This window comes from Pseudonocardia alni (genome assembly GCF_002813375.1).
In the GTDB taxonomy this organism is placed as follows: Bacteria; Actinomycetota; Actinomycetes; order Mycobacteriales; family Pseudonocardiaceae; genus Pseudonocardia; species Pseudonocardia alni.
On record NZ_PHUJ01000003.1, the window covers coordinates 5,227,987 to 5,246,425 of the forward strand.

The following is an 18,439-nucleotide window of genomic DNA, read 5'->3' on the forward strand; positions in this document are numbered from 1 at the left end:
ACCCCATGTCGACGTCCGCCGCGCCGGCCTGGCCGTCGTCGCCCGTCCTGGTGCTCGGCGCCGGGCCGGTCGGGCAGACCACCGCGCTGCTGCTGGCCCGCCACGGCGTCCCGACGGTCGTGCTGGACCGCCGGCCGGAGCGGGACCGGGCCGGGTCGAAGGCGATCTGTCAGCAGCGCGACGTCCTCGACGTCTGGGAGTCCGTCGGCGCCGGGCGCCGGATCGCCGACGAGGGCGTCACCTGGACCACCGCGCGCACCTTCCACCGCGACACCGAGCTGTTCGCCCACACCTTCGCCGAGCCGGGGCGGCCCGCGTTCCCGCCGTTCGTGAACCTCTCGCAGGCCCGGACCGAGCAGATACTCGACGAGCGGATCGCCGACGAGGCCCTGGTGGACCTGCGCTGGGGGCACGACGTCGTCGGCGTGGAGCAGTCCGCCGACGGTGCCGCCGTCACCCTCGACGGCGGTGGGCGGGTCGCGGGGAGCTTCGTGGTCGTCTGTGCCGGTGCCCGCGGCGACGCGCTGCGCGAGTTGCTCGGGGTCACCTTCGAGGGCACCAGCTTCGACGACCGTTTCCTGATCTGCGACGTCCGCGCCGACCTCCCGGGGTGGGCCACCGAGCGCCGCTTCCACTTCGACCCGGCCGCGAACCCGGGCCGCCAGGTGCTGGTCCACCCCTGTCCGGACTCGACGTTCCGGATCGACTGGCAGGTCCCGGCCGGGTACGACCTCGACGCCGAGACCGCGTCCGGCGCGCTGGACGCCCGGATCCGCGCGGTCATCGGGGACGTCGACCACGAGGTGGTCTGGTCCTCGGTCTACCGGTTCCACTCGCGCGTGGTGGACCGGATGCGGTGCGGCCGGGTCCTGCTGGCGGGCGACGCGGCACACCTGGTGTCCCCGTTCGGTGCCCGCGGGCTGAACTCCGGCGTCGCCGACGCCGAGAACGCCGCCTGGAAGATCGCCTGGGTCGGCCGCGGCTGGGCGCCGGAGGAGCTCCTGGAGAGCTACCACGCCGAGCGGCACGCGGCCGCCCGGGAGAACGTCGCCGTCACGACCGCGACGATGGACTTCCTGGTCCCGCGGGACGCGGAGCGGGTGCGGGCCCGCGCCGAGGTCCTCGCCGCGGCGGCGACCGACCCCGCGGCCCGGGCGCGGGTCGACTCGGGCCGGCTGGCCGAGCCGTTCTGGTACGTCGACTCCGCCCTGACCACCGCCGACGCGCGTCGCCCGTTCGCCGGGCGCCCCGCCCGCGGCGAGGTCCCGCCCGCGGGACCGGGGGTGCTCGTCCCGGACGCCCCGGTGCGCTCCCCAGCCGGTCCGGGACGGCTGCGCGCGCTGGCCCGCGACGGGTTCCTGCTGCTCACCGGCCCACTGGCGGACGCGGACGCGGTCGCCGCAGCGGCGGCCGGTGCGCCCGGCCCGGTCCGGGTGCTCGCCCTCGCCGAGCTGGACGGCCGCACGGGCACCGGAGCCCTCGACGAGGACGGGGACGAGGACGGAGACGGGGACGGAGACGGACGCGGTCCGACGGTGACGGCCGCCCTGGCCGCCCGGCCCGACGAGGTATGGCTGCTCCGCCCGGACGCCCACGTCGCCGCCGTGCTCGCCGCCCCGTCCCGCGACGACGTCGCGGCCGCCCTCGCCCGCGCGACCGCCCGCGGCACGACGGCGCCACCGCCACGGGCACGGACATCGAACGGACCGGAGGAGGGCCACGATGGCGTACTACAGGCGAGCCGGTGACGTCCCGCCGAAGCGGCACACCCAGCACCGGCGTCCCGACGGGACGCTCTACTACGAGGAGCTGATGGGGGAGGAGGGCTTCTCCTCGGACTCCTCGCTGCTCTACCACGCGGGCGTCCCGTCGGCGATCGTCGACGCCACCCCCTGGGACCCGGGCGACCAGTCGCTGACCGACAACCGGCCGCTCCTCCCGCGCCACCTGCGGCTGCACGACCTCGGCACCCCGGACTGGAAGTCGGTCGACGTCGTGACCGGGCGCCGGCTGGTGCTCGGCAACGCCGACGTGCGGATCTCCTACGTCGTGGCGGGGGAGACCAGCCCGCTCTACCGCAACGCCGTCGGCGACGAGGTCGTCTACCTGGAGTCCGGGGCGGCGATCGTGGAGACCGTGTTCGGGGCGCTGGACGTGGCCGGGGGCGACTACGTCGTCCTCCCGCGGGCGACGACCCACCGCTGGGTCCCCACCGGGTCCGAGCCGCTGCGCGCCTACGCGATCGAGGCGTCGTCGCACGTCGCCCCGCCCAAGCGGTACCTGTCGCGCTACGGCCAGCTGCTCGAGCACGCCCCGTACTGCGAGCGCGACCTGCACGGACCGGGGGCGCCGCTGCTCGTCGAGCAGACCGACGTCGAGGTGCTGGTGAAGCACCGCGGCGGGCCCGACGGGATCACCGGCACCCGCTACGTGGTGCCCACCCACCCGTTCGACGTCGTCGGCTGGGACGGCTGCCTGTACCCGTACACGTTCAACGTCGCCGACTTCGAGCCGATCACCGGCCGCGTGCACCAGCCGCCGCCGGTGCACCAGGTCTTCGAGGGCTCCGGCTTCGTGATCTGCAACTTCGTGCCGCGCAAGGTCGACTACCACCCGCTCGCCGTGCCGGTGCCCTACTACCACGCCAATGTGGACTCCGACGAGGTCATGTTCTACTGCGGCGGCGACTACGAGGCCCGCAAGGGCTCCGGGATCGGGCAGGGGTCGATCTCGCTGCACCCGGGCGGGCACAGCCACGGCCCGCAGCCCGGCGCGGTCGAGCGGGCGCTCGGCGCGGAGTCCTTCGACGAGCTCGCGGTCATGGTCGACACGTTCCGGCCGCTGGCCCTCGGTGAGGGCGGACGGGCCTGCGAGGACCCGTCGTACGCGTGGAGCTGGGCGGGGCGCGGTCCGGCCCGGTGACCGGGCCGACCGCTCACCGGGCGGGGACGAGCACCGGCACCAGCCGTACCAGCACGACCAGGGCGACGAGTTCGACCAGGGTCTGGGTGACGACGGCGAGCGGGGCGAGGGCGAGCGCGCCGGGCAGCGCCAGCGCGAGCGGCAGGACGACCAGCGAGTTGCGGGTCGTCACCGAGAACACCACCGCCCGGGTGGCCGGCACGTCCAGGCGGGCCACCCGGGCGGTGAGCAGACCGATCACCACGGCCGCGACGACGAACGCCAGGTAGAGCGGCACCAGCCGCACCAGGGTGAGCGCCTGCGCCCCGACGGCGGCGATCTGCGAGCCCACGACCGCGGTCAGGGTCGCCGCCATCAGCGGCACCATCGCCCCGGCGACGGCGCCCTCGACACGGGCTGCGCGGCCGGTCGGGCGCCGTCGTCGCAGGCCCTGGACCAGGGCCGCCGCGGCCAGCGGGGCCAGGACCAGCACGAGGAACGCGTGCAGGAACGGCCCGGCCTCGACCACGGCGAGGACCTCCGGTCCGGCCGCGAGCCACAGGTAGCCGGGCAGCAGGAGCATCTGCGCGACCATCAGCAGCGGCGTCGCGGCGAGCATCTGCGCGCGGGCGCCGCCGGCGAGCCCGGTGAACACGACGACGTAGTCGATGCACGGCGTCAGCAGCACGAGCAGGACGCCCACGAGCAGGCCGCGGTCGTCGGCGACCCATCGCGACAGTCCGATCGCGACCGGCGGGACCACCACGGCGTTCGCCACCAGCACGACGACCGGGAATCGGGTGCCGGTCAGGGCCCGCACGAGGTCGACGAGCGGGACCGCGAGGAACGTCGCGAACAGCAGCAGCGCGAGCAGCGGGGTGACCGACGCGGCGAGCGCGGGCGCGACCCGCGGCGCGAGGAGACCGAGGAGCGCCCCGGCGAGGATCGCGGCCAGGTACAGCGCGACCTGGTGGCGGTCCCACCAGGCGACGAGCCGGCTCAGTCGGTGCCCCCGGCCGAGCGGTACGCCGACTGCACGGCCGGGCCGAGGTCGGCGCCGTGGGAGACGTCGGGGGAGTCCCCGCCCTGCTGGTAGCCACCGGTGACGGCCAGGATCTCCGAGTCGTCCGGGCCGGTCGGCCACAGGCCGCCGCTGGAACCCTGGTCGAGGCCGGGCCGGTCGAGCTGCCACTGGTCCTCGTCGAGCGTCCCGGCGGTGCCGGACACCGTCGTCGCGTCCGCGTCGCCGTCGGCGACGCAGTGCGCGGCGGTGACGACGAGGTCGCCGGTGGTGGACTCGACCACCGAGGCGGAGCAGAAGTGGTCACCGGGGTCCTCGGCCGGCCCGTCGAACAGGGCGCCGGTCGCGGGCCGCGCGAGCGCGGCGCCGAGCAGCCCGGGTACGTGCCACCGCGGGCGGGAGGGGCCGTGGCCGGGCCGGGTGTCGGTCCGCACGTCCACCTCCCACGCTCGTCCCGCTGACCGGATCAACGGTAGAGGGCACTCCTGTGATCCGTCGGCCGGACCGCTGTGACGCGCTGCGAATCCCGGTCCGGTCGGTGGCCGGCCCCGCCCGCGGGCGGACCGGTGGCCGGTGTCCGACGACCGGTCCGGCGTGTCCGTCTGCGTGTCGTCGTTGCGTCGACGGTGGGAGCCGACCGTGCCCCGACCGGCTCACCTGGTGATGCTCCGAGTGGGTCATCAGCTCTGATGAGGTCGTGTAGCGACCGTAGCCGCCGCCACGACACAGGGGCCGTCGGGAGCGCAGAGGCCCCGGCGACGACGGCCCGGGGACGGGCGGAGCGGTGGAGGCAGTCATGGCGCGTCGGATCGGGGAGCACGGAGCACGGGTGGGCGGACGGCGCCTGCTGGCGGCCGCGCTGGTGGCGGCGGTCGGGTTCGTCCCGCTCGTCGCCGGGACCGCCGCCGCCGCCGACGGCGTCCGGGTCTCCGACGACCAGATCCCGGCGTGCGGCGCGACGGTGAGCCCGACCGGGTACTGCACGGCTGTCCGCAACGCCGGTACGGCCGCCGTCGTCGACGATGCCAGGGCCCGCACCGGACACGGCTACCTGCGCCTGGACACCCCCGGCGGCGGTGACAAGGTCACCGTGTACGCCCAGGCCTTCGACGGGCGCAAGCTCTCGGAGATCACCGACCTCGAGTACCAGACCCTCGTCGAGCAGGTGGGCGGCCCGCAGCAGGCACCCGCCCTGAACATCCCGGTCAACCCGATGAAGGACGGCTCGACCTTCACGACCCTGGTGTTCGAGCCGGTCTACACCGGAACCGCCCCGGTGCAGACCGGGGCGTGGCAGACGTGGCCCGCGTCGAGCACCCCCGCGGGCAGCGGCGGCTGGTGGGCCAGCGGCAGCATCACCGGCACCGGCACGCCGAACCGGTACGGCTTCGACACCTACACCGCCGACTTCGCCGCGGTGAAGGCCGCGCTGCCCGACGCCGTCGTCATCGGCGGGATCGGGATCAACCAGGGCAGCGGCAACCCGGGGCTGCGCTCGGGCGTCGACAACCTGCGGATCAACGGCACCACGGTGGACTTCGACAACCCGGTCGTCCCGACCGCGCTCGCCGCAACCGGCGGCAACGGGCAGAGCGCCCAGGTCCGCACCGTCTTCGCCCAGCCGCTGTCGGCCACCCTCACCGGAGCGGGCAACGCCCCGGTGGCGGGCCAGAACGTCACCTTCACGGTGACCGGCGGCAGCGCCGCCTTCCCCGGCGGGGCCACCGCCACCGCCACCACCGGCGCCGACGGCGTCGCCACCGGCCCGGCACTGTCCGCCGGTGACACCGCGGGCCCGGTGACGGTCACCGCCACCGCCGGCACGATGAGCACCACGTTCGCCCTCACCGTGACCCCCGCGCCGGTGATCCCGCGGGAGGCCGACCTCTCGATCAGGCTCGGCGTGCCGGGCACGATGAAGGCGGGCACCACCGCCCCCGTCACCGTGACCATCCGCAACGCGGGCCCGGCCACCGCGACCCGGGTCGCCGGTGCCGTCACCCTCCCGACCGGTCTGCGGGCCACCGCGGCCCAGGGCGGGATCGTCAGCGGCGGCCGCAGCGTCGCCTACCTGGTCCCGAGCATCGCCGCGGGCACCGAGCGGACCTTCACGATCACCGTGACCGTGGACCGCACGGCGGCCGGGGTGCGGACCCTCGACGCGGGCGTCGCCCCGTCGCAGGTCCGTGACCCGAAGCTCGCCAACAACGCCACACGGGTGACCACGACCGTCGTGCGCTGACCCCGGGGCCCCGGCGGGCGGGTCGCGGCGCACGGGTGCCGCGACCCGCCCGTCACCCGTTCCCGGGTGCGGATCTGATACCTCTGTGCGTACCGGCCGCCCCTGCCGGGGTGCGGTGGGCCGGCGACGAACGGGAGTGGCATGGACGCGGACGTGATCGTCGTCGGGGCCGGGCTGGCCGGTCTGGTCGCCACCCACGAGCTGACCCGGCGGGGCCGCCGGGTCGCCGTCGTCGACCAGGAGGGGCCGGTCGACCTGGGCGGGCAGGCGTGGTGGTCCTTCGGCGGCATCTTCCTCGTCGACAGCCCCGAGCAGCGCCGCATGCGGGTGCACGACTCGGTCGAGCTGGCCTGGAGCGACTGGCAGGGCAGCGCCGGCTTCGACCGCCTCGACGACGAGGACACCCACGCCGCGCGCTGGGCCCGCGCCTACGTCGAGTTCGCCGCGGGGGAGAAGCGCGCCTACCTCACCGAGCTGGGCATCTCCTTCCTCCCCACGGTCGGCTGGGCCGAGCGCGGCGACCTCACCGCCACCGGCCACGGCAATTCCGTGCCCCGCTTCCACGTGAGCTGGGGGACCGGTACGGGCGTCGTCGGACCGTTCGTCGACTCCGCCCTGCGCGCCGCCGAGGCCGGGCTGGTGACCTTCCACCACCGGCACCGCGTCGACGGGCTGGTCCGCACCGACGGCGCCGTCACCGGCGTCCGCGGCGCCGTCCTCGCCCCGGACGACTCGCCGCGCGGCGCACCCAGCAACCGCGACGTGACCGGGGAGTTCACCCTCTCCGCGCCCGCGGTCGTCCTGGCCACCGGCGGGATCGGCGCGAACCACGAGATGGTCCGCCGGTACTGGCCCGGGCGGATGGGCACCCCGCCGTCGTCGATGATCACCGGGGTGCCCGCCTATGTGGACGGCCGGATGCTCGACATCGCCGCCGACGCGGGTGTGCGGCTGGTCAACCGCGACCGCATGTGGCACTACACCGAGGGCGTCGTGAACTGGGACCCGGTCTGGCCCGGCCACGCCATCCGCATCCTGCCCGGGCCGTCGTCGATGTGGTTCGACGCGCTGGGGCGGCGGCTGCCCGCGCCGTACCTGCCCGGCTACGACACCCTCGGCACCCTGCGCCACCTGCGCACCACCCCGGACATCGCGCCCTACGACCACTCCTGGTTCGTGCTCACCCAGAAGATCGTCGAGAAGGAGTTCGCGCTGTCGGGCTCCGAGCAGAACCCCGACATCACCTCCGGTCGCCGCAGTGCCTTCCTCCGCGAACGGCTGCTCAGCCGGGGTGCGCCCGGCCCGGTCGAGGCGTTCACGACCCACGGGGAGGACTTCGTCGTCGCCGACACCCTCGACGAGCTCGTCGCGGGGATGAACGCCCTCACCGACGCCCCGCCGCTCGACCCGGCCCTGATCCGCGGCCAGATCGAGGCCCGTGACCGGCAGCTGGCCCACCCCTACAGCAAGGACGCCCAGGTCCAGGGCATCCACAACGCCCGCCGCTCGCTCGGTGACCGGATCGGGCGGGTCGCGGCGCCGCACCGGATCCTCGACCCCGCCGCCGGTCCGCTGATCGGGGTGAAGCTGCACGTGCTGACCCGCAAGACCCTCGGCGGGATCCAGACCGACCTCGACTCCCGCGCCCTCGACGCCCACGGCGAACCGATCCCCGGGCTCTACGCGGCGGGGGAGGCCGCCGGGTTCGGCGGGGGCGGGGTGCACGGGTACAACGCGCTGGAGGGCACGTTCCTCGGTGGCTGCATCTTCTCCGGCCGGGCCGCCGGCCGGAGCCTGGCGGGAACCGCCTGAACCCGGTCTCTCACTGAGCGAGAGTCGCCTTCCCGGACGGTGGCCTCGCGACGGATGCTCGGCTCCTCGACGACGAGGGGAGCAGCGGTGACCGGTGCCGAGAACCGCACGGTCCGGGTGGCGGGCCGCCACCGGGAGTCCGACGGCGTGGTGTCGCTGGAGCTGGTCGCCGCCGACGGCGGGCGGCTGCCGGACTGGACCCCCGGTGCGCACGTCGACCTCGTCCTGCCCGGCGGGCACACCCGCCAGTACTCGCTGTGCGGGGACCGGTGGGACGCCCACCGCTACCGCGTCGCCGTACTGCGCGAGCCCGCCGGACGCGGCGGCTCGGGCTGGGTCCACGACCGCCTCGCGGTCGGGGACGAGATCGGTCTCGGCGGGCCGCGCAACAACTTCCCGCTGGTCCCGGCCCCGCGCTACCTGTTCGTCGCGGGCGGCATCGGGATCACCCCGATCCTGCCGATGATCACCACGGCGGACCTGCTCGGCGCGGACTGGGCGCTGCTCTACGGCGGCCGTACCCGCGCATCGATGGCGTTCACCCGTGAGCTCGCGGTCCACGCGGACCGGGTCCGGATCGTTCCGCAGGACGAGCACGGCCTGCTCGACCTCCCCGGCTTCCTGGGGCGGCCCACCCCGGACACCCGGGTGTACGGCTGCGGTCCCGCCCCGCTGCTCGCGGCGCTGGCCGAGACCACGGCCGGGTGGCCGTCGCACACGGTGCGGACCGAGCGCTTCGTCCCGCGCGCGACCGGCCCGGTCCGCGACACCGCCTTCGCGGTCCACCTCGCCCGCCGCGGGACCGAGGTGACCGTGCCGCCCGGGCGCAGCGTGCTCGACGCGGTCGCCGACGCCGGCGTCGACGTCCTGTCCTCCTGCAGGCAGGGCACCTGCGGGACCTGCGAGACGACCGTGCTGGCGGGCGAGCCGGACCACCGCGACTCCGTCCTCGACGACGACGAGCGCGCCGCCGCCGACTGCATGCTCGTCTGCGTCTCGCGCTCGGTCGGCCCGCGACTGGTCCTCGACCTCTGAGCCGTACCCCGACCCGATCCGACCGGAAGGCAGCGCCCATGACGGCCGCGCTCGACCACCTGCCCACCACCGACGTCGACCCGTTCGCCCCCGAGGTCCTCACCGACCCGCTCGCGTTCCACGAGGAACTCCGCGCCGCGGGCCCGCTGGTCCGGCTCACCCGCTACGACGTGCTCGCCCTCGGCCGCTACACCGATGTCCGGGCCGCGCTCGTCGACTGGCAGTCCTTCCGTTCCGGGGCCGGGGTCGGGATGCTGAACTTCCACACCGAACCACCGTGGCGGCCGCCGTCGCTGCTGCTGGAGGCCGATCCGCCGCACCACGACGCGCCCCGCCGCGTGCTCGGGAAGGTCCTCGGCCCCCGGGCGTTGCGCGTGCTGCGGGAGCGCTGGGCGGCCGACGCCGAGATCCTCGTCGACGAGGTGCTGGCCGGCGGGTACGAGTTCGACGCCGTCCCCGCCGTCGCCGAGGCGTTCCCGCTGCGCGTGTTCCCCGACGCCGTCGGGCTGCCCGAGCAGGGCCGGGAGAACCTGCTGCCCTACGGCGACCTGCTGTTCAACGCCTTCGGCCCGCGCAACGCGCTGCTGGAGGAGAAGCTTCCGCGGCTCGGGGAGCTCTCGGCCTGGGTGAACGCCCAGTGCGCCCGCGACGCCCTGGCCGGGGAGGGGTTCGGTGCCGACATCTGGGCCGCCGCCGACCGCGGCGACATCACCGCCGAGCAGGCTCCGCTGGTCGTGCGGTCGCTCCTGTCGGCCGGGGTCGACACCACCGTCACCGGGCTCGCGGCGGTGCTGCACGCCGTCGCCCGGTACCCGGATCAGTGGGCGCGGCTGCGCGCCGACCCCGGGCTCGCCCGGGTCGCGTTCGACGAGGCGGTCCGCTGGGAGTCACCGGTACAGACCTTCTTCCGCACGACGGCGACCGACACCGAGCTCGCCGGCGTGCGGGTCCCGGCCGGGCGCAAGGTGCTGATGTTCCTCGGCTCGGCGAACCGGGACCCTCGGCACTGGGGCCCCGGCGCGGGCACCTTCGACCTCGACCGTGACCCGTCGGGCCACGTCGGGTTCGGGATGGGGCTGCACCAGTGCGTCGGCCAGCACGTCGCCCGGCTGGAGGCCGAGGCGGTGCTGGCCGCGCTCGCCGCGCGGGTCGCGACGATCACCCCCGCCGGGCCACCGCGCCGACGGCCGAACAACACCATGCGCGCCTGGGCGTCGATGCCGCTGCGGGTCACGCCGGCCTAGGTGGTGGTGGGATCGGACAGGTGTCGCAGGCGCTCGGCGCTGGCGACGAAGTCCGCGACCAGCGGGTGCGCGGCCAACCGGGGCCAGGCCAGCGTGATCGGTACCCGTGGCGAGTCGGAGACGAGCCGGTAGCGGATCTGCGGGTGGGTGTAGAGCCGTCCGGTGGACGCGGGGGTGAGCCCGACGCCCCGCCCGGCCGCGATCGCCTCCATCCATTCGTCGACGTTCCGCACATGCACGACGGTGTCCGGGCGCCGGGCCGGCTCCCAGAGATCGAGCGTGGTCGTGCCCGACACCACGTTGATCACGATCGCCTCGTCGGCGAGGTCGTCCAGCACCACGGTCCCGCCGTCCACCAGCCGGTGGTCCGCCGGCAGGGCCACGACGCGGGGCTCGTCGGCGAGCACCAGCGTCCCGAACCGGGGGTCACCGGGGTCACCCGGCAGGAAACCCACGTGCGTACGCCCGTCTGCCAGACCGGCCACGGTGTCGTCGTAACGCCGGATCTCCACCGTCACGTCCGGGTGGGCACGTTCGAAGTCGCGCACGATCGGCGCGGTGTACTCGGCCGTGGAGCCCCAGGTGAAGCCGACCCGCAGGGTGGGAGGTGCGCCGGTCGCGGCGCCGACCGCCTCGTCGAGCGCCGCCAGCACCCGGTGCACGTGTGGCAGGACCTGCTGACCGGCGGCGGTCAACTGCACCGTCCGGCGGTTCCGTGCCAGGAGCGTGGTGCCGAGCAGTCGTTCCAGCGAGGCGACGGTGCGGCTCAGAGCAGGCTGGGTGATCCGGAGATGGTGCGCAGCGCGGGTGAAGTTCCGCTCCCGGGCAACGGCCACGAAGGCGCGGAGATGCCGGAACTCCACTCCGTGCTCCGCAGGAATCTCTGTCATGCACCGGAAGCATAAGCGGTGCTGAAACGGCATTTCATCCCGCATGGTCGACCGGCCTAGCGTCGGTGTCAGCGCGCTGATCCGACGAGGAGAAGCCGAGCCGACGACGAGAGGACGGAACCGACGATGGTCTCCTTCCACGGGGTGATCCCGGCGCATCTGCTCCCGTTCACCGACGACCTGCAGATCGACGAGACCAACCTCCGCCGCCACCTGCGTGCGCTGCTCGACGTCGAGGGCGTCGCGGGCATCACGACCAACGCGCACGCCTCCGAGGTGGCCACGCTGACCGCGGACGAGCAGCGCCGCCAGCTCGACATCGTCCTCGACGAGGTCGCCGGGCGGGTCCCGGTCATCTCCGGGGTGTACCAGGACGGCTCGGCCAAGGCCGCGCGGATCGCCGCGGATGCCGAAGCCGCCGGAGCCGACGGGCTGCTCGTGTTCCCCACAGTCGTGTTCGAGGGCGGGGCACAGCTGCGCCCGGAGATGGCGGTGAGCCACTACGCCACGATCGCCGATGCCACGTCGCTCCCGATGATCGCGTTCGTCTACCCGGCGACGTCGGGACTCCGGCTGGACACCGACACGCTGGTCCGGATCTGTTCCGAGATCGACAGCGTGGTCGCGGTGAAGGAGTGGTCGAACGACATCGTCGCCTACGAGCGCAACCTGCGGGCGCTGCGAGCGCTGGACCGGCCGGTGTCGCTGCTGTCCAGCTTCAGCCGCTCGCTGCTCGCCTCCCTGGTGCTCGGCGCCGACGGGATCCTCTCCGGGCACGGCAGCGTCGTCGTGGACCTGCAGGTGGAGCTGTTCCGCGCGGTGGAGAAGCAGGACCTGGGTGAGGCACGCCGGGTCTGGGACCGCATCCAGCCCTTCGCCGAGGCCTGCTACGCGGATCCGTTCCTGGACGGGCACAACCGGATGAAGGTGGCGCTGGCGCAGCTGGGCCGGATCGACGCCGCGCACGTCCGCCCACCCCTGCAGCCGGTGCCCGACACCGAGCGGGCCACGCTGCGGGCGGCCGTCGAGCGGGCGGAGCTGCCCCGTGGCTGAGGTCCCCGGCCTGTTCGACCCGATCGAGATCGGGGGCGTGCGGCTCCGCAACCGCACGCTGCTGCCCTCGATGACCACCCGCCTCGCGGACGACGCCGGGCACGTCACCGAGGCGACGCTCGCCTACTACCGGGCCCGCGCCGACGGTGGTGTCGGCCTGGTCACCGTCGAGATGGCCTCACCCGAGATCGCCGGCAAGCACCGGTTCCGCGAGCTGGGCATCTACGACGACATGTTCCTGCCCGGCCTGCGCCGGCTGGTGGACACGCTGCACGAGGCCGGGGCGCGGGCGTCGATCCAGCTCGGGCACGGCGGCAGCCGGGCGCGGTCCGTCGTTTCCGGCACCACCCCCGTGGCGCCGTCGGCGGTGCCCACCCCGGTCTTCGAGATCGACGCCGAGCTCGCCGTCCCGGAAGCCATGTCGGCCGCCCGGATCCGCGAGACGGTCGACGCCTACGTGGCCGCGGCGGCCCGCGCACAGCGGGCCGGGTTCGACATGGTCGAGCTGCACGGCGCACACGGCTACCTGATCTCGCAGTTCCTGTCCCCGCTGGAGAACACCCGCTCCGACGCCTACGGCGGGTCGCTGGAGAACCGGGCACGGTTCGGGCTGGAGATCCTGCGCCGCATCAAGTCCGAGGTCCCGGGCCTGCCGGTGATCTTCCGGATCGGGGTGGAGGACTTCTTCCCGGGGGGGCTCACCGCCGACGAGGGCATGCAGGTCGGCCGGTGGGCGGAGCAGAACGGTGCCGACGCGGTCAGCGTGACCGCCGGGCACTACCGCTCCCTGCCCGCCGCCGAGCGGATGATCCCACCGATGGCGTACCCCGCGGCGACGTTCGTCGAGTACGCGGCACGGATGAAGCAGCTCGTCGACGTCCCGGTGATCGGGGTCGGGCGGCTCGGCGACCCCGACCTCGCCGCCCGCGCCGTGGCCGACGGCAAGCTCGACATCGTGGCCCTGGGCCGCCCGCTGATCGCGGACCCGCGCTGGGTGGCCAAGGCGCAGGCCGGAGTCCCCGTCCGGCGTTGCCTGGCCTGCAACCACTGCATCACGAACATGCGCTCCGGCGCGCAGCTGTCCTGTGTGGTCAACCCGGCGACCGGCCGGGAGGACGTCTACGCCGGCACGAGCGCCCCGGGAGGCCGCCGGATCGTGGTGCTCGGCGCCGGACCGGCCGGGCTGACCTACGCCTCCCAGGTCGCCGAGGGCAACGACGTCACGGTGATCGACAGGGCGGAGCGCCCCGGCGGGGCGTTCCGGCTCACCGGGCTCGCCCCACGGTTCAACGACGTCGCCGCGGCCGAACCGACGTTCACCGCCTACATCGACGAGCTGGAACGGACCTGCCGGCTCGGCGGCGTCCGGTTCCGCTACGGCTCCGAAGCCGCCGGTGACGACCTGCGCGGCGCCGACCTGGTGGTCGTGGCCACCGGCGCGCACTACCGGTTCGGCCTCGGCGCCGTCGTCCCCCGACTGCTGCGCACCCGTGCCGCCCGCTCGCGGGCGGCTGCCCGCCTGTTCGCCTCCCCGCGGATCCGGGACGCGCTCTACTACCGGCTCCGCACCGGACGCGGCGCCGAACTGGCCCGCCGACTGCCCGTCGACCCCGGGAGCACGGTGCTCGTCGTCGGCGACGCCGCCCGGGCCGGCAAGGCCCGCGAGGCCATCACCAGCGCCTTCGACGCCGCCCTGGCGCCCAGCGCTCGATCCGCCCCCACCCCCTGACATCGATCGACAAGAGGTCCCGTGCCATGACAGAGCCGTCAGTGAGCGCAGTACACGCACCACCGGGCAACCGGCGGCAGAGCAGCAAGGTCGCCTTCGCCAGCCTGATCGGCACCACCGTCGAGTGGTACGACTTCTACATCTACGGCACCGCCGCAGCGCTGGTGTTCCCGAAACTGTTCTTCCCCGAGTTCTCGCCGGGTGCGGGCCTGCTCGCCTCGCTGTCCACCTACGCGGTGGGCTTCGCCGCCCGCCCGCTCGGCGGCATCGTGTTCGGTCACTACGGCGACCGGGTCGGCCGCAAGAAGATGCTGGTGGTCTCGCTGCTCGCGATGGGCCTCGGGACCCTGGCGATGGGTCTGGTCCCCGGCTTCGCCGAGATCGGCATCCTGGCCCCGGTCCTCATCGTGGCGCTCCGGTTCGTGCAGGGCGTCGCCGTCGGCGGCGAATGGGGCGGTGCGGTGCTGATGGCCGTGGAGCACGCGCCGCCCGGCAGAGCAGGCTGGTACGGGTCGTGGCCGCAGGTCGGCAGCCCGCTCGGGCTCGTGCTGTCCACCGCGGCGTTCTCCGCGGTGAGCAGCCTGCCCGACGAGGACTTCCTGTCCTGGGGCTGGCGGGTGCCGTTCCTGGCCAGCGCGCTGCTCATCGTCGTCGGGCTCGTCGTGCGGCTGCGGCTGATGGAGTCCCCGGTGTTCGCGCAGATGCAGTCGGCCGGGGAGACCGCACGGCTGCCCGTGCGCGACGCACTGGCCCGGCACCCGGGCAGTGTGCTCGGCGCCGCCGGCGCGTTCATCGTGATCAACACGGTCTTCTACCTGGTCACCGTGCTCGGGCTGTCCTGGGCCACGTCGCACCTGGGCATCCCGCGCGGCACGTTCCTCGCCGCCGTCCTGGTCGCCGCCGTGATCATGTGCGGCACCGTCCCGCTGTTCGGCGCGCTGTCGGACCGGGTCGGCCGACGACCGGTGTTCGCGGCCGGGGCGATCCTGGTGGCGGTGTTCGCGTTCCCGCTGTTCTGGCTGATCGAGACGATGTCGACACCGCTGCTGTTCCTCGGTGTCATCGTGATCATGGGCATCGGGCACCCGTTGATGTACGGGCCGCAGGCGGCGCTGTACTCGGAGATGTTCCCGCCCGCGCTCCGCTACTCGGGTGCCTCCCTGGGTTACCAGATCGGCGGCATGCTCGGCGGGCTGGTCCCGCTCGTGGCCAGCGCACTGCTGGTCGCCTACGACCAGGCGTCCTGGCCGATGGCCGCGCTCCTCGTCGCCACCGCCGTGATCAGCCTGGCGTCCCTGCTCACCATGCGGGCCCGGTACGCCGACCACACCACCGGGGAGGTCGCGTCGTGACCGCACTCGATCTCACCGGTCGCACCGCCGCCGTCACCGGCGCGGCCCGCGGCATCGGCCGGGCCATCGCCACGGCGCTGGCCGACGCCGGGGCCCGGGTGGCGGTGATCGACAAGGACGCCGACGGCGCGCGGTTGGTCGCCGAGGAGCTCGGCGGCGTCCCGGTGTCGGCCGACCTCACCGACGCCGACGCCGTCGACCGGGCGTTCGCCGAGGTCGTCGAGCGGCTCGGGGCACCCGAGGTGTTCGTCAACAACGCCGGCATCCTGCGGGCCGGTGACCTGGTCACCTCCGCCGTCGAGGACTGGGACGCCCAGTTCGCCGTCAACACCCGGGCGGCGTTCCTGTCGGTGCGCGCCGCGGCGGGCCACATGCGTGCCCGCGGCGGGCCCGGCTCGATCGTCGTGGTCACCTCGAACTGTGCCCGGACCCCGCGGATGGACCTGGGTGCGTACTGCGCGTCCAAGGCGGCCACGGACATGATGGCCCGCTGCCTGGCGCTGGAACTCGCCGCCGAGCAGATCCGGGTCAACACGCTGTGCCCCGGCTCCTGCGACACCGAGCTGCAACGCGCCCAGTGGCGTGAGCTCGGCGTCGGCCCGGAGCGCCAGATCCACGGTGACCCCGCGAAGTACCGCACCGGCATCCCGATGGGACGTCTCACCACCCCGCAGGACGTCGCCGACCTGGCCCTGGTGCTCGCCTCGGACACCAGCCGGTTCGTCACCGGGCAGTCCTGGCACGTCGACGGAGGACAGACCCTGCCATGACCGACACCACCACCGACCCCCGCGCGGACTTCGCCGGGCTGACCGCCGTCGTCACCGGCGGGGCCTCCGGCATCGGCGCAGCCACGGCGGCCCTGTTCGCGGCGCGCGGCGCCCGGGTCGCCGTGCTCGACCTCGATCCGGGCGATGTGCCGAGCCCGCTGCTCGGCGTGCGCGCCGACGTCACCGACGACGACTCCGTCACCGCCGCCGTCGACGAGGTCATGACGGCGTTCGGCCGGATCGACATCCTGGTCAACAACGCCGGTGTCGGCGCGGCCGGCACCGTCGAGGCCAACGACCTCGACGAGTGGCGTCGGGTTCTCGACGTGAACCTGCTCGGGCTGGTGCGCACGACCAGGGCCGCGCTACCCGCACTGCGCCGCGCGGGCTCGGCCTCGGTCGTGAACGTCGGCTCCATCGTGGCCACCGCCGGACTGCCCGACCGGGCGTTGTACTCGGCGAGCAAGGGGGCCGTGCTGTCCCTGACGCGGGCCATGGCCGCCGACCACGTCCGCGACGGCATCCGCGTCAACTGCGTGTGCCCCGGCACCGTGGACACCCCGTGGATCGGCCGGCTGCTCGACGCCGCCGCCGACCCCGACACCGAGCTCGCGGCGTTGCGCAGCCGCCAGCCGACCGGGGGCCTCGTGGGGATGGAGGAGGTCGCGCGGGCCATCCTCCACCTCGCCGACCCGCACCAGCGCTCTCTCACCGGCGCCGTCCTAGCGGTCGACGGCGGGATGTCGGGCCTCCGCGTCCCGCAGGGCTGAGCCACGGGGCGGTATCCGTCCGACGGTCCGTACGGGGCACCCGCGACGACGGGCCCGGGCCGGCCCGCCCGTCGCGGCGTCACGGGCAGGTGATCGCCACCGGGCCGCGTGACCGGGGAGGCACCCTGGGGCAGACTCGACCCGTGGTCGGGGGCGAACCGGTGCTGGCCCGGGCGGTGCGGATCCTGTCGGTGTTCGAGCCCGGGCGGGCCGAGCTGGGCGTCGCCGAGATCGCCCGCGCCTCGGGGCTGCACGTCGCGACCGCGTCACGGCTGGTCGGGCAGCTCGTCGAGCAGGGGCTGCTCACCCGCACCGGCTCCGGGCGGCTGCGGATCGGGATGCGGCTGTGGGAGCTGGGGCAGCGGGCGTCGCCGACGCTGACCCTGCGGGCCGCGGCCCTGCCGTTCCTCGGGGACCTGCACGCGGTCGTCGGGCACCACGTGCAGCTGGGTGTCCTCGACGGCGACGAGGTCATCTTCCTGGAGCGGCTCTCCGCGCCCGGGGCGGTGGTCAACCTGACCCGGATCGCCGGGCGGCTGCCGCTGCACGTCTCGTCATCGGGGCTGGTGCTGCTCGCCCACGCGCCGCCCGAGCAGCAGGAACGGGTGCTCGCGGCGCCCCTGGAACGACGGACCCCCGCCACGGTGACCGACCCGGACCGGCTGCGGGTCCTACTCGCCCGCGTCCGGCGCGACGGCCACGTCGTCACCGAGGGCCACGTGCACCCCGACGCGACCGGTGTCGCGGTCCCGGTGCGCGGCCGGGACGGGGCCGTCGTCGCGGCGCTGTCGACGGTGCAGCCGCACGACGGCCGGGCCCGCACCCTCGTCCCGGCGCTGCGCGCCGCAGCGCACGGCATCGCCCGGGCACACGGCGGGAAAGACACCGCGCCGGACTGAGTGCCGGCTTCAGGCCCCGGCGCCCGCGCCGACCGGCGCCGGGCGCAGGGTCAGTGGCAGCAGGTCGCGCACCTCGGTGCGCAGCGTGTCCAGCGCGTGCGGGTCCTCGCCGCTCAGGAACCCGAGCAGCGCCTGCTGGAACACCCCGTCGACCATCCCGTAGGCGGCGTGCCGGCCCAGCGCGACCTCGGTGCCGGCGAGTTCGGCGTAGCGGGTCACGACCCGCCACACCATGTCTTCCAGGGTGCGGTCGATCTGGCCGACGGCCTCGCGCAGGTTCGGCTCGAACATGCTCTGGGCGCGCAGGTCGTACCAGAGGCGGTGCATCGGGGCCTCGTCGACGACCGTCTCGCACAGCTTGTCCGCGAACGCGGTGACCAGGCCGTCGGCCGTCGTCGCGTCGGCGACGGCGCCGTCGTAGCGGGTCACGCACACCGCCTTGTACTGACGCACGCAGTAGACGATCAGCTCCAGCTTGTCGGCGAAGTAGTAGTGCACGACGCCGTGGCTGTACGGGGAGTTCTGCGCGATCTCGCGCAGCGACGCCCGGGCGTAGCCGAGCTCGCCGAGGGTCTGCAGGGCCGAGTCCGCCAGCGCGCGCCGGCGCGCGTCGTGCTTGTCGACCGGGTTCGCCCGTGCCACGCGGCCCCCTCCCGTCGTCCGCTCGACAGCCACTGTAACCGACCGTTGCGCCTCCGACGCCCTCGTTCTGGACGCCCGC

General features: G+C 74.5%; 16 protein-coding genes. 12 read left to right on the forward strand and 4 right to left on the reverse strand.

Annotated features, from left to right (window positions below):
- Positions 1–5 precede the first annotated feature (5 nt).
- Entirely contained in the window at positions 6–1,748 is a 1,743-nt protein-coding gene (locus ATL51_RS25735; RefSeq protein ID WP_100880207.1) for an FAD-dependent monooxygenase, read from the forward strand.
- Entirely contained in the window at positions 1,723–2,922 is a 1,200-nt protein-coding gene (locus tag ATL51_RS25740; RefSeq protein WP_073573966.1) for a homogentisate 1,2-dioxygenase, read from the forward strand. Before ATL51_RS25735 ends, ATL51_RS25740 begins: the two co-directional genes overlap by 26 nt.
- A gap of 13 nt (positions 2,923–2,935) precedes the next feature.
- Here the strand turns inward: ATL51_RS25740 and ATL51_RS25745 are convergent, their stop codons facing one another.
- Complete coding sequence (locus tag ATL51_RS25745; RefSeq protein ID WP_073574092.1) at positions 2,936–3,904, reverse strand: arsenic resistance protein; 969 nt, start codon at positions 3,902–3,904, stop codon at positions 2,936–2,938.
- Positions 3,901–4,356 (reverse strand): hypothetical protein, encoded by a 456-nt coding sequence (locus ATL51_RS25750; RefSeq protein ID WP_161151387.1) that lies wholly within the window; start codon positions 4,354–4,356, stop codon positions 3,901–3,903. The genes ATL51_RS25745 and ATL51_RS25750 overlap by 4 nt, the downstream gene beginning before the upstream one ends.
- 395 nt (positions 4,357–4,751) lie before the next feature.
- Between ATL51_RS25750 and ATL51_RS25755 the strand changes: the two genes are divergently transcribed.
- The 4 genes from ATL51_RS25755 to ATL51_RS25770 all read left to right on the forward strand — a co-directional run bounded on the left by ATL51_RS25755 (position 4,752) and on the right by ATL51_RS25770 (position 10,255).
- Positions 4,752–6,164 carry a CARDB domain-containing protein gene (locus ATL51_RS25755; RefSeq protein WP_157818527.1) on the forward strand — a complete coding sequence of 471 codons (1,413 nt, stop codon included), beginning with the start codon at positions 4,752–4,754 and terminating at the stop codon, positions 6,162–6,164.
- A 141-nt stretch (positions 6,165–6,305) separates the two neighbouring features.
- Positions 6,306–7,976, forward strand: a complete 1,671-nt coding sequence (locus ATL51_RS25760; protein WP_073573963.1) for an FAD-binding dehydrogenase — start codon at positions 6,306–6,308, stop codon at positions 7,974–7,976.
- A gap of 87 nt (positions 7,977–8,063) precedes the next feature.
- Positions 8,064–9,011, forward strand: a complete 948-nt coding sequence (locus ATL51_RS25765) for a PDR/VanB family oxidoreductase (protein WP_301549192.1) — start codon at positions 8,064–8,066, stop codon at positions 9,009–9,011.
- Positions 9,012–9,049: 38 nt separating this feature from the next.
- Positions 9,050–10,255, forward strand: coding sequence for a cytochrome P450 (locus tag ATL51_RS25770; protein ID WP_073573961.1), 1,206 nt, complete (start codon positions 9,050–9,052; stop codon positions 10,253–10,255).
- Here ATL51_RS25770 and ATL51_RS25775 read toward each other — a convergent pair.
- Positions 10,252–11,145 carry a LysR family transcriptional regulator gene (locus ATL51_RS25775; protein WP_167410052.1) on the reverse strand — a complete coding sequence of 298 codons (894 nt, stop codon included), beginning with the start codon at positions 11,143–11,145 and terminating at the stop codon, positions 10,252–10,254. The genes ATL51_RS25770 and ATL51_RS25775 overlap by 4 nt on opposite strands.
- A gap of 126 nt (positions 11,146–11,271) precedes the next feature.
- Here ATL51_RS25775 and ATL51_RS25780 point away from each other — a divergent pair, with 126 nt between their 5' ends.
- The 6 genes from ATL51_RS25780 (at position 11,272) to ATL51_RS25805 (ending at position 17,718) form a co-directional block, all read left to right on the forward strand.
- Positions 11,272–12,198 (forward strand): dihydrodipicolinate synthase family protein, encoded by a 927-nt coding sequence (locus ATL51_RS25780; protein WP_073573959.1) that lies wholly within the window; start codon positions 11,272–11,274, stop codon positions 12,196–12,198.
- The gene (locus ATL51_RS25785) at positions 12,191–13,927 is read left to right on the forward strand and encodes an oxidoreductase (protein WP_100880210.1); all 1,737 of its coding nucleotides are present in this window, start codon (positions 12,191–12,193) and stop codon (positions 13,925–13,927) included. The genes ATL51_RS25780 and ATL51_RS25785 overlap by 8 nt, the downstream gene beginning before the upstream one ends.
- Positions 13,928–13,968: 41 nt before the next feature.
- Positions 13,969–15,279 (forward strand): MFS transporter, encoded by a 1,311-nt coding sequence (locus ATL51_RS25790; RefSeq protein WP_208623071.1) that lies wholly within the window; start codon positions 13,969–13,971, stop codon positions 15,277–15,279.
- Positions 15,276–16,049, forward strand: coding sequence for an SDR family NAD(P)-dependent oxidoreductase (locus ATL51_RS25795; protein WP_100880211.1), 774 nt, complete (start codon positions 15,276–15,278; stop codon positions 16,047–16,049). Before ATL51_RS25790 ends, ATL51_RS25795 begins: the two co-directional genes overlap by 4 nt.
- Positions 16,046–16,819: an SDR family NAD(P)-dependent oxidoreductase gene (locus ATL51_RS25800; protein ID WP_073573955.1), complete on the forward strand. Its 774-nt coding sequence runs from the start codon at positions 16,046–16,048 to the stop codon at positions 16,817–16,819. Before ATL51_RS25795 ends, ATL51_RS25800 begins: the two co-directional genes overlap by 4 nt.
- Before the next feature lie 143 nt (positions 16,820–16,962).
- Entirely contained in the window at positions 16,963–17,718 is a 756-nt protein-coding gene (locus tag ATL51_RS25805) for an IclR family transcriptional regulator (protein WP_073573954.1), read from the forward strand.
- Positions 17,719–17,727: 9 nt separating this feature from the next.
- Here ATL51_RS25805 and ATL51_RS25810 read toward each other — a convergent pair whose 3' ends face one another.
- The gene (locus ATL51_RS25810) at positions 17,728–18,360 is read right to left on the reverse strand and encodes a TetR/AcrR family transcriptional regulator (RefSeq protein WP_073573953.1); all 633 of its coding nucleotides are present in this window, start codon (positions 18,358–18,360) and stop codon (positions 17,728–17,730) included.
- Between the last annotated feature and the right edge of the window lie 79 nt (positions 18,361–18,439).

Excerpts from the sequence above, each read along its gene's own strand:
- ATL51_RS25735 (WP_100880207.1), top strand. The coding sequence starts at position 6 with ATGTCGACGTCCGCCGCGCCGGCCTGGCCGTCGTCGCCCGTCCTGGTG.
- ATL51_RS25740 (WP_073573966.1), top strand. The coding sequence starts at position 1,723 with ATGGCGTACTACAGGCGAGCCGGTGACGTCCCGCCGAAGCGGCACACC.
- ATL51_RS25760 (WP_073573963.1), top strand. The coding sequence starts at position 6,306 with ATGGACGCGGACGTGATCGTCGTCGGGGCCGGGCTGGCCGGTCTGGTC.
- ATL51_RS25770 (WP_073573961.1), top strand. The coding sequence starts at position 9,050 with ATGACGGCCGCGCTCGACCACCTGCCCACCACCGACGTCGACCCGTTC.
- ATL51_RS25775 (WP_167410052.1), bottom strand. The coding sequence starts at position 11,145 with ATGACAGAGATTCCTGCGGAGCACGGAGTGGAGTTCCGGCATCTCCGC.
- ATL51_RS25780 (WP_073573959.1), top strand. The coding sequence starts at position 11,272 with ATGGTCTCCTTCCACGGGGTGATCCCGGCGCATCTGCTCCCGTTCACC.
- ATL51_RS25800 (WP_073573955.1), top strand. The coding sequence starts at position 16,046 with ATGACCGACACCACCACCGACCCCCGCGCGGACTTCGCCGGGCTGACC.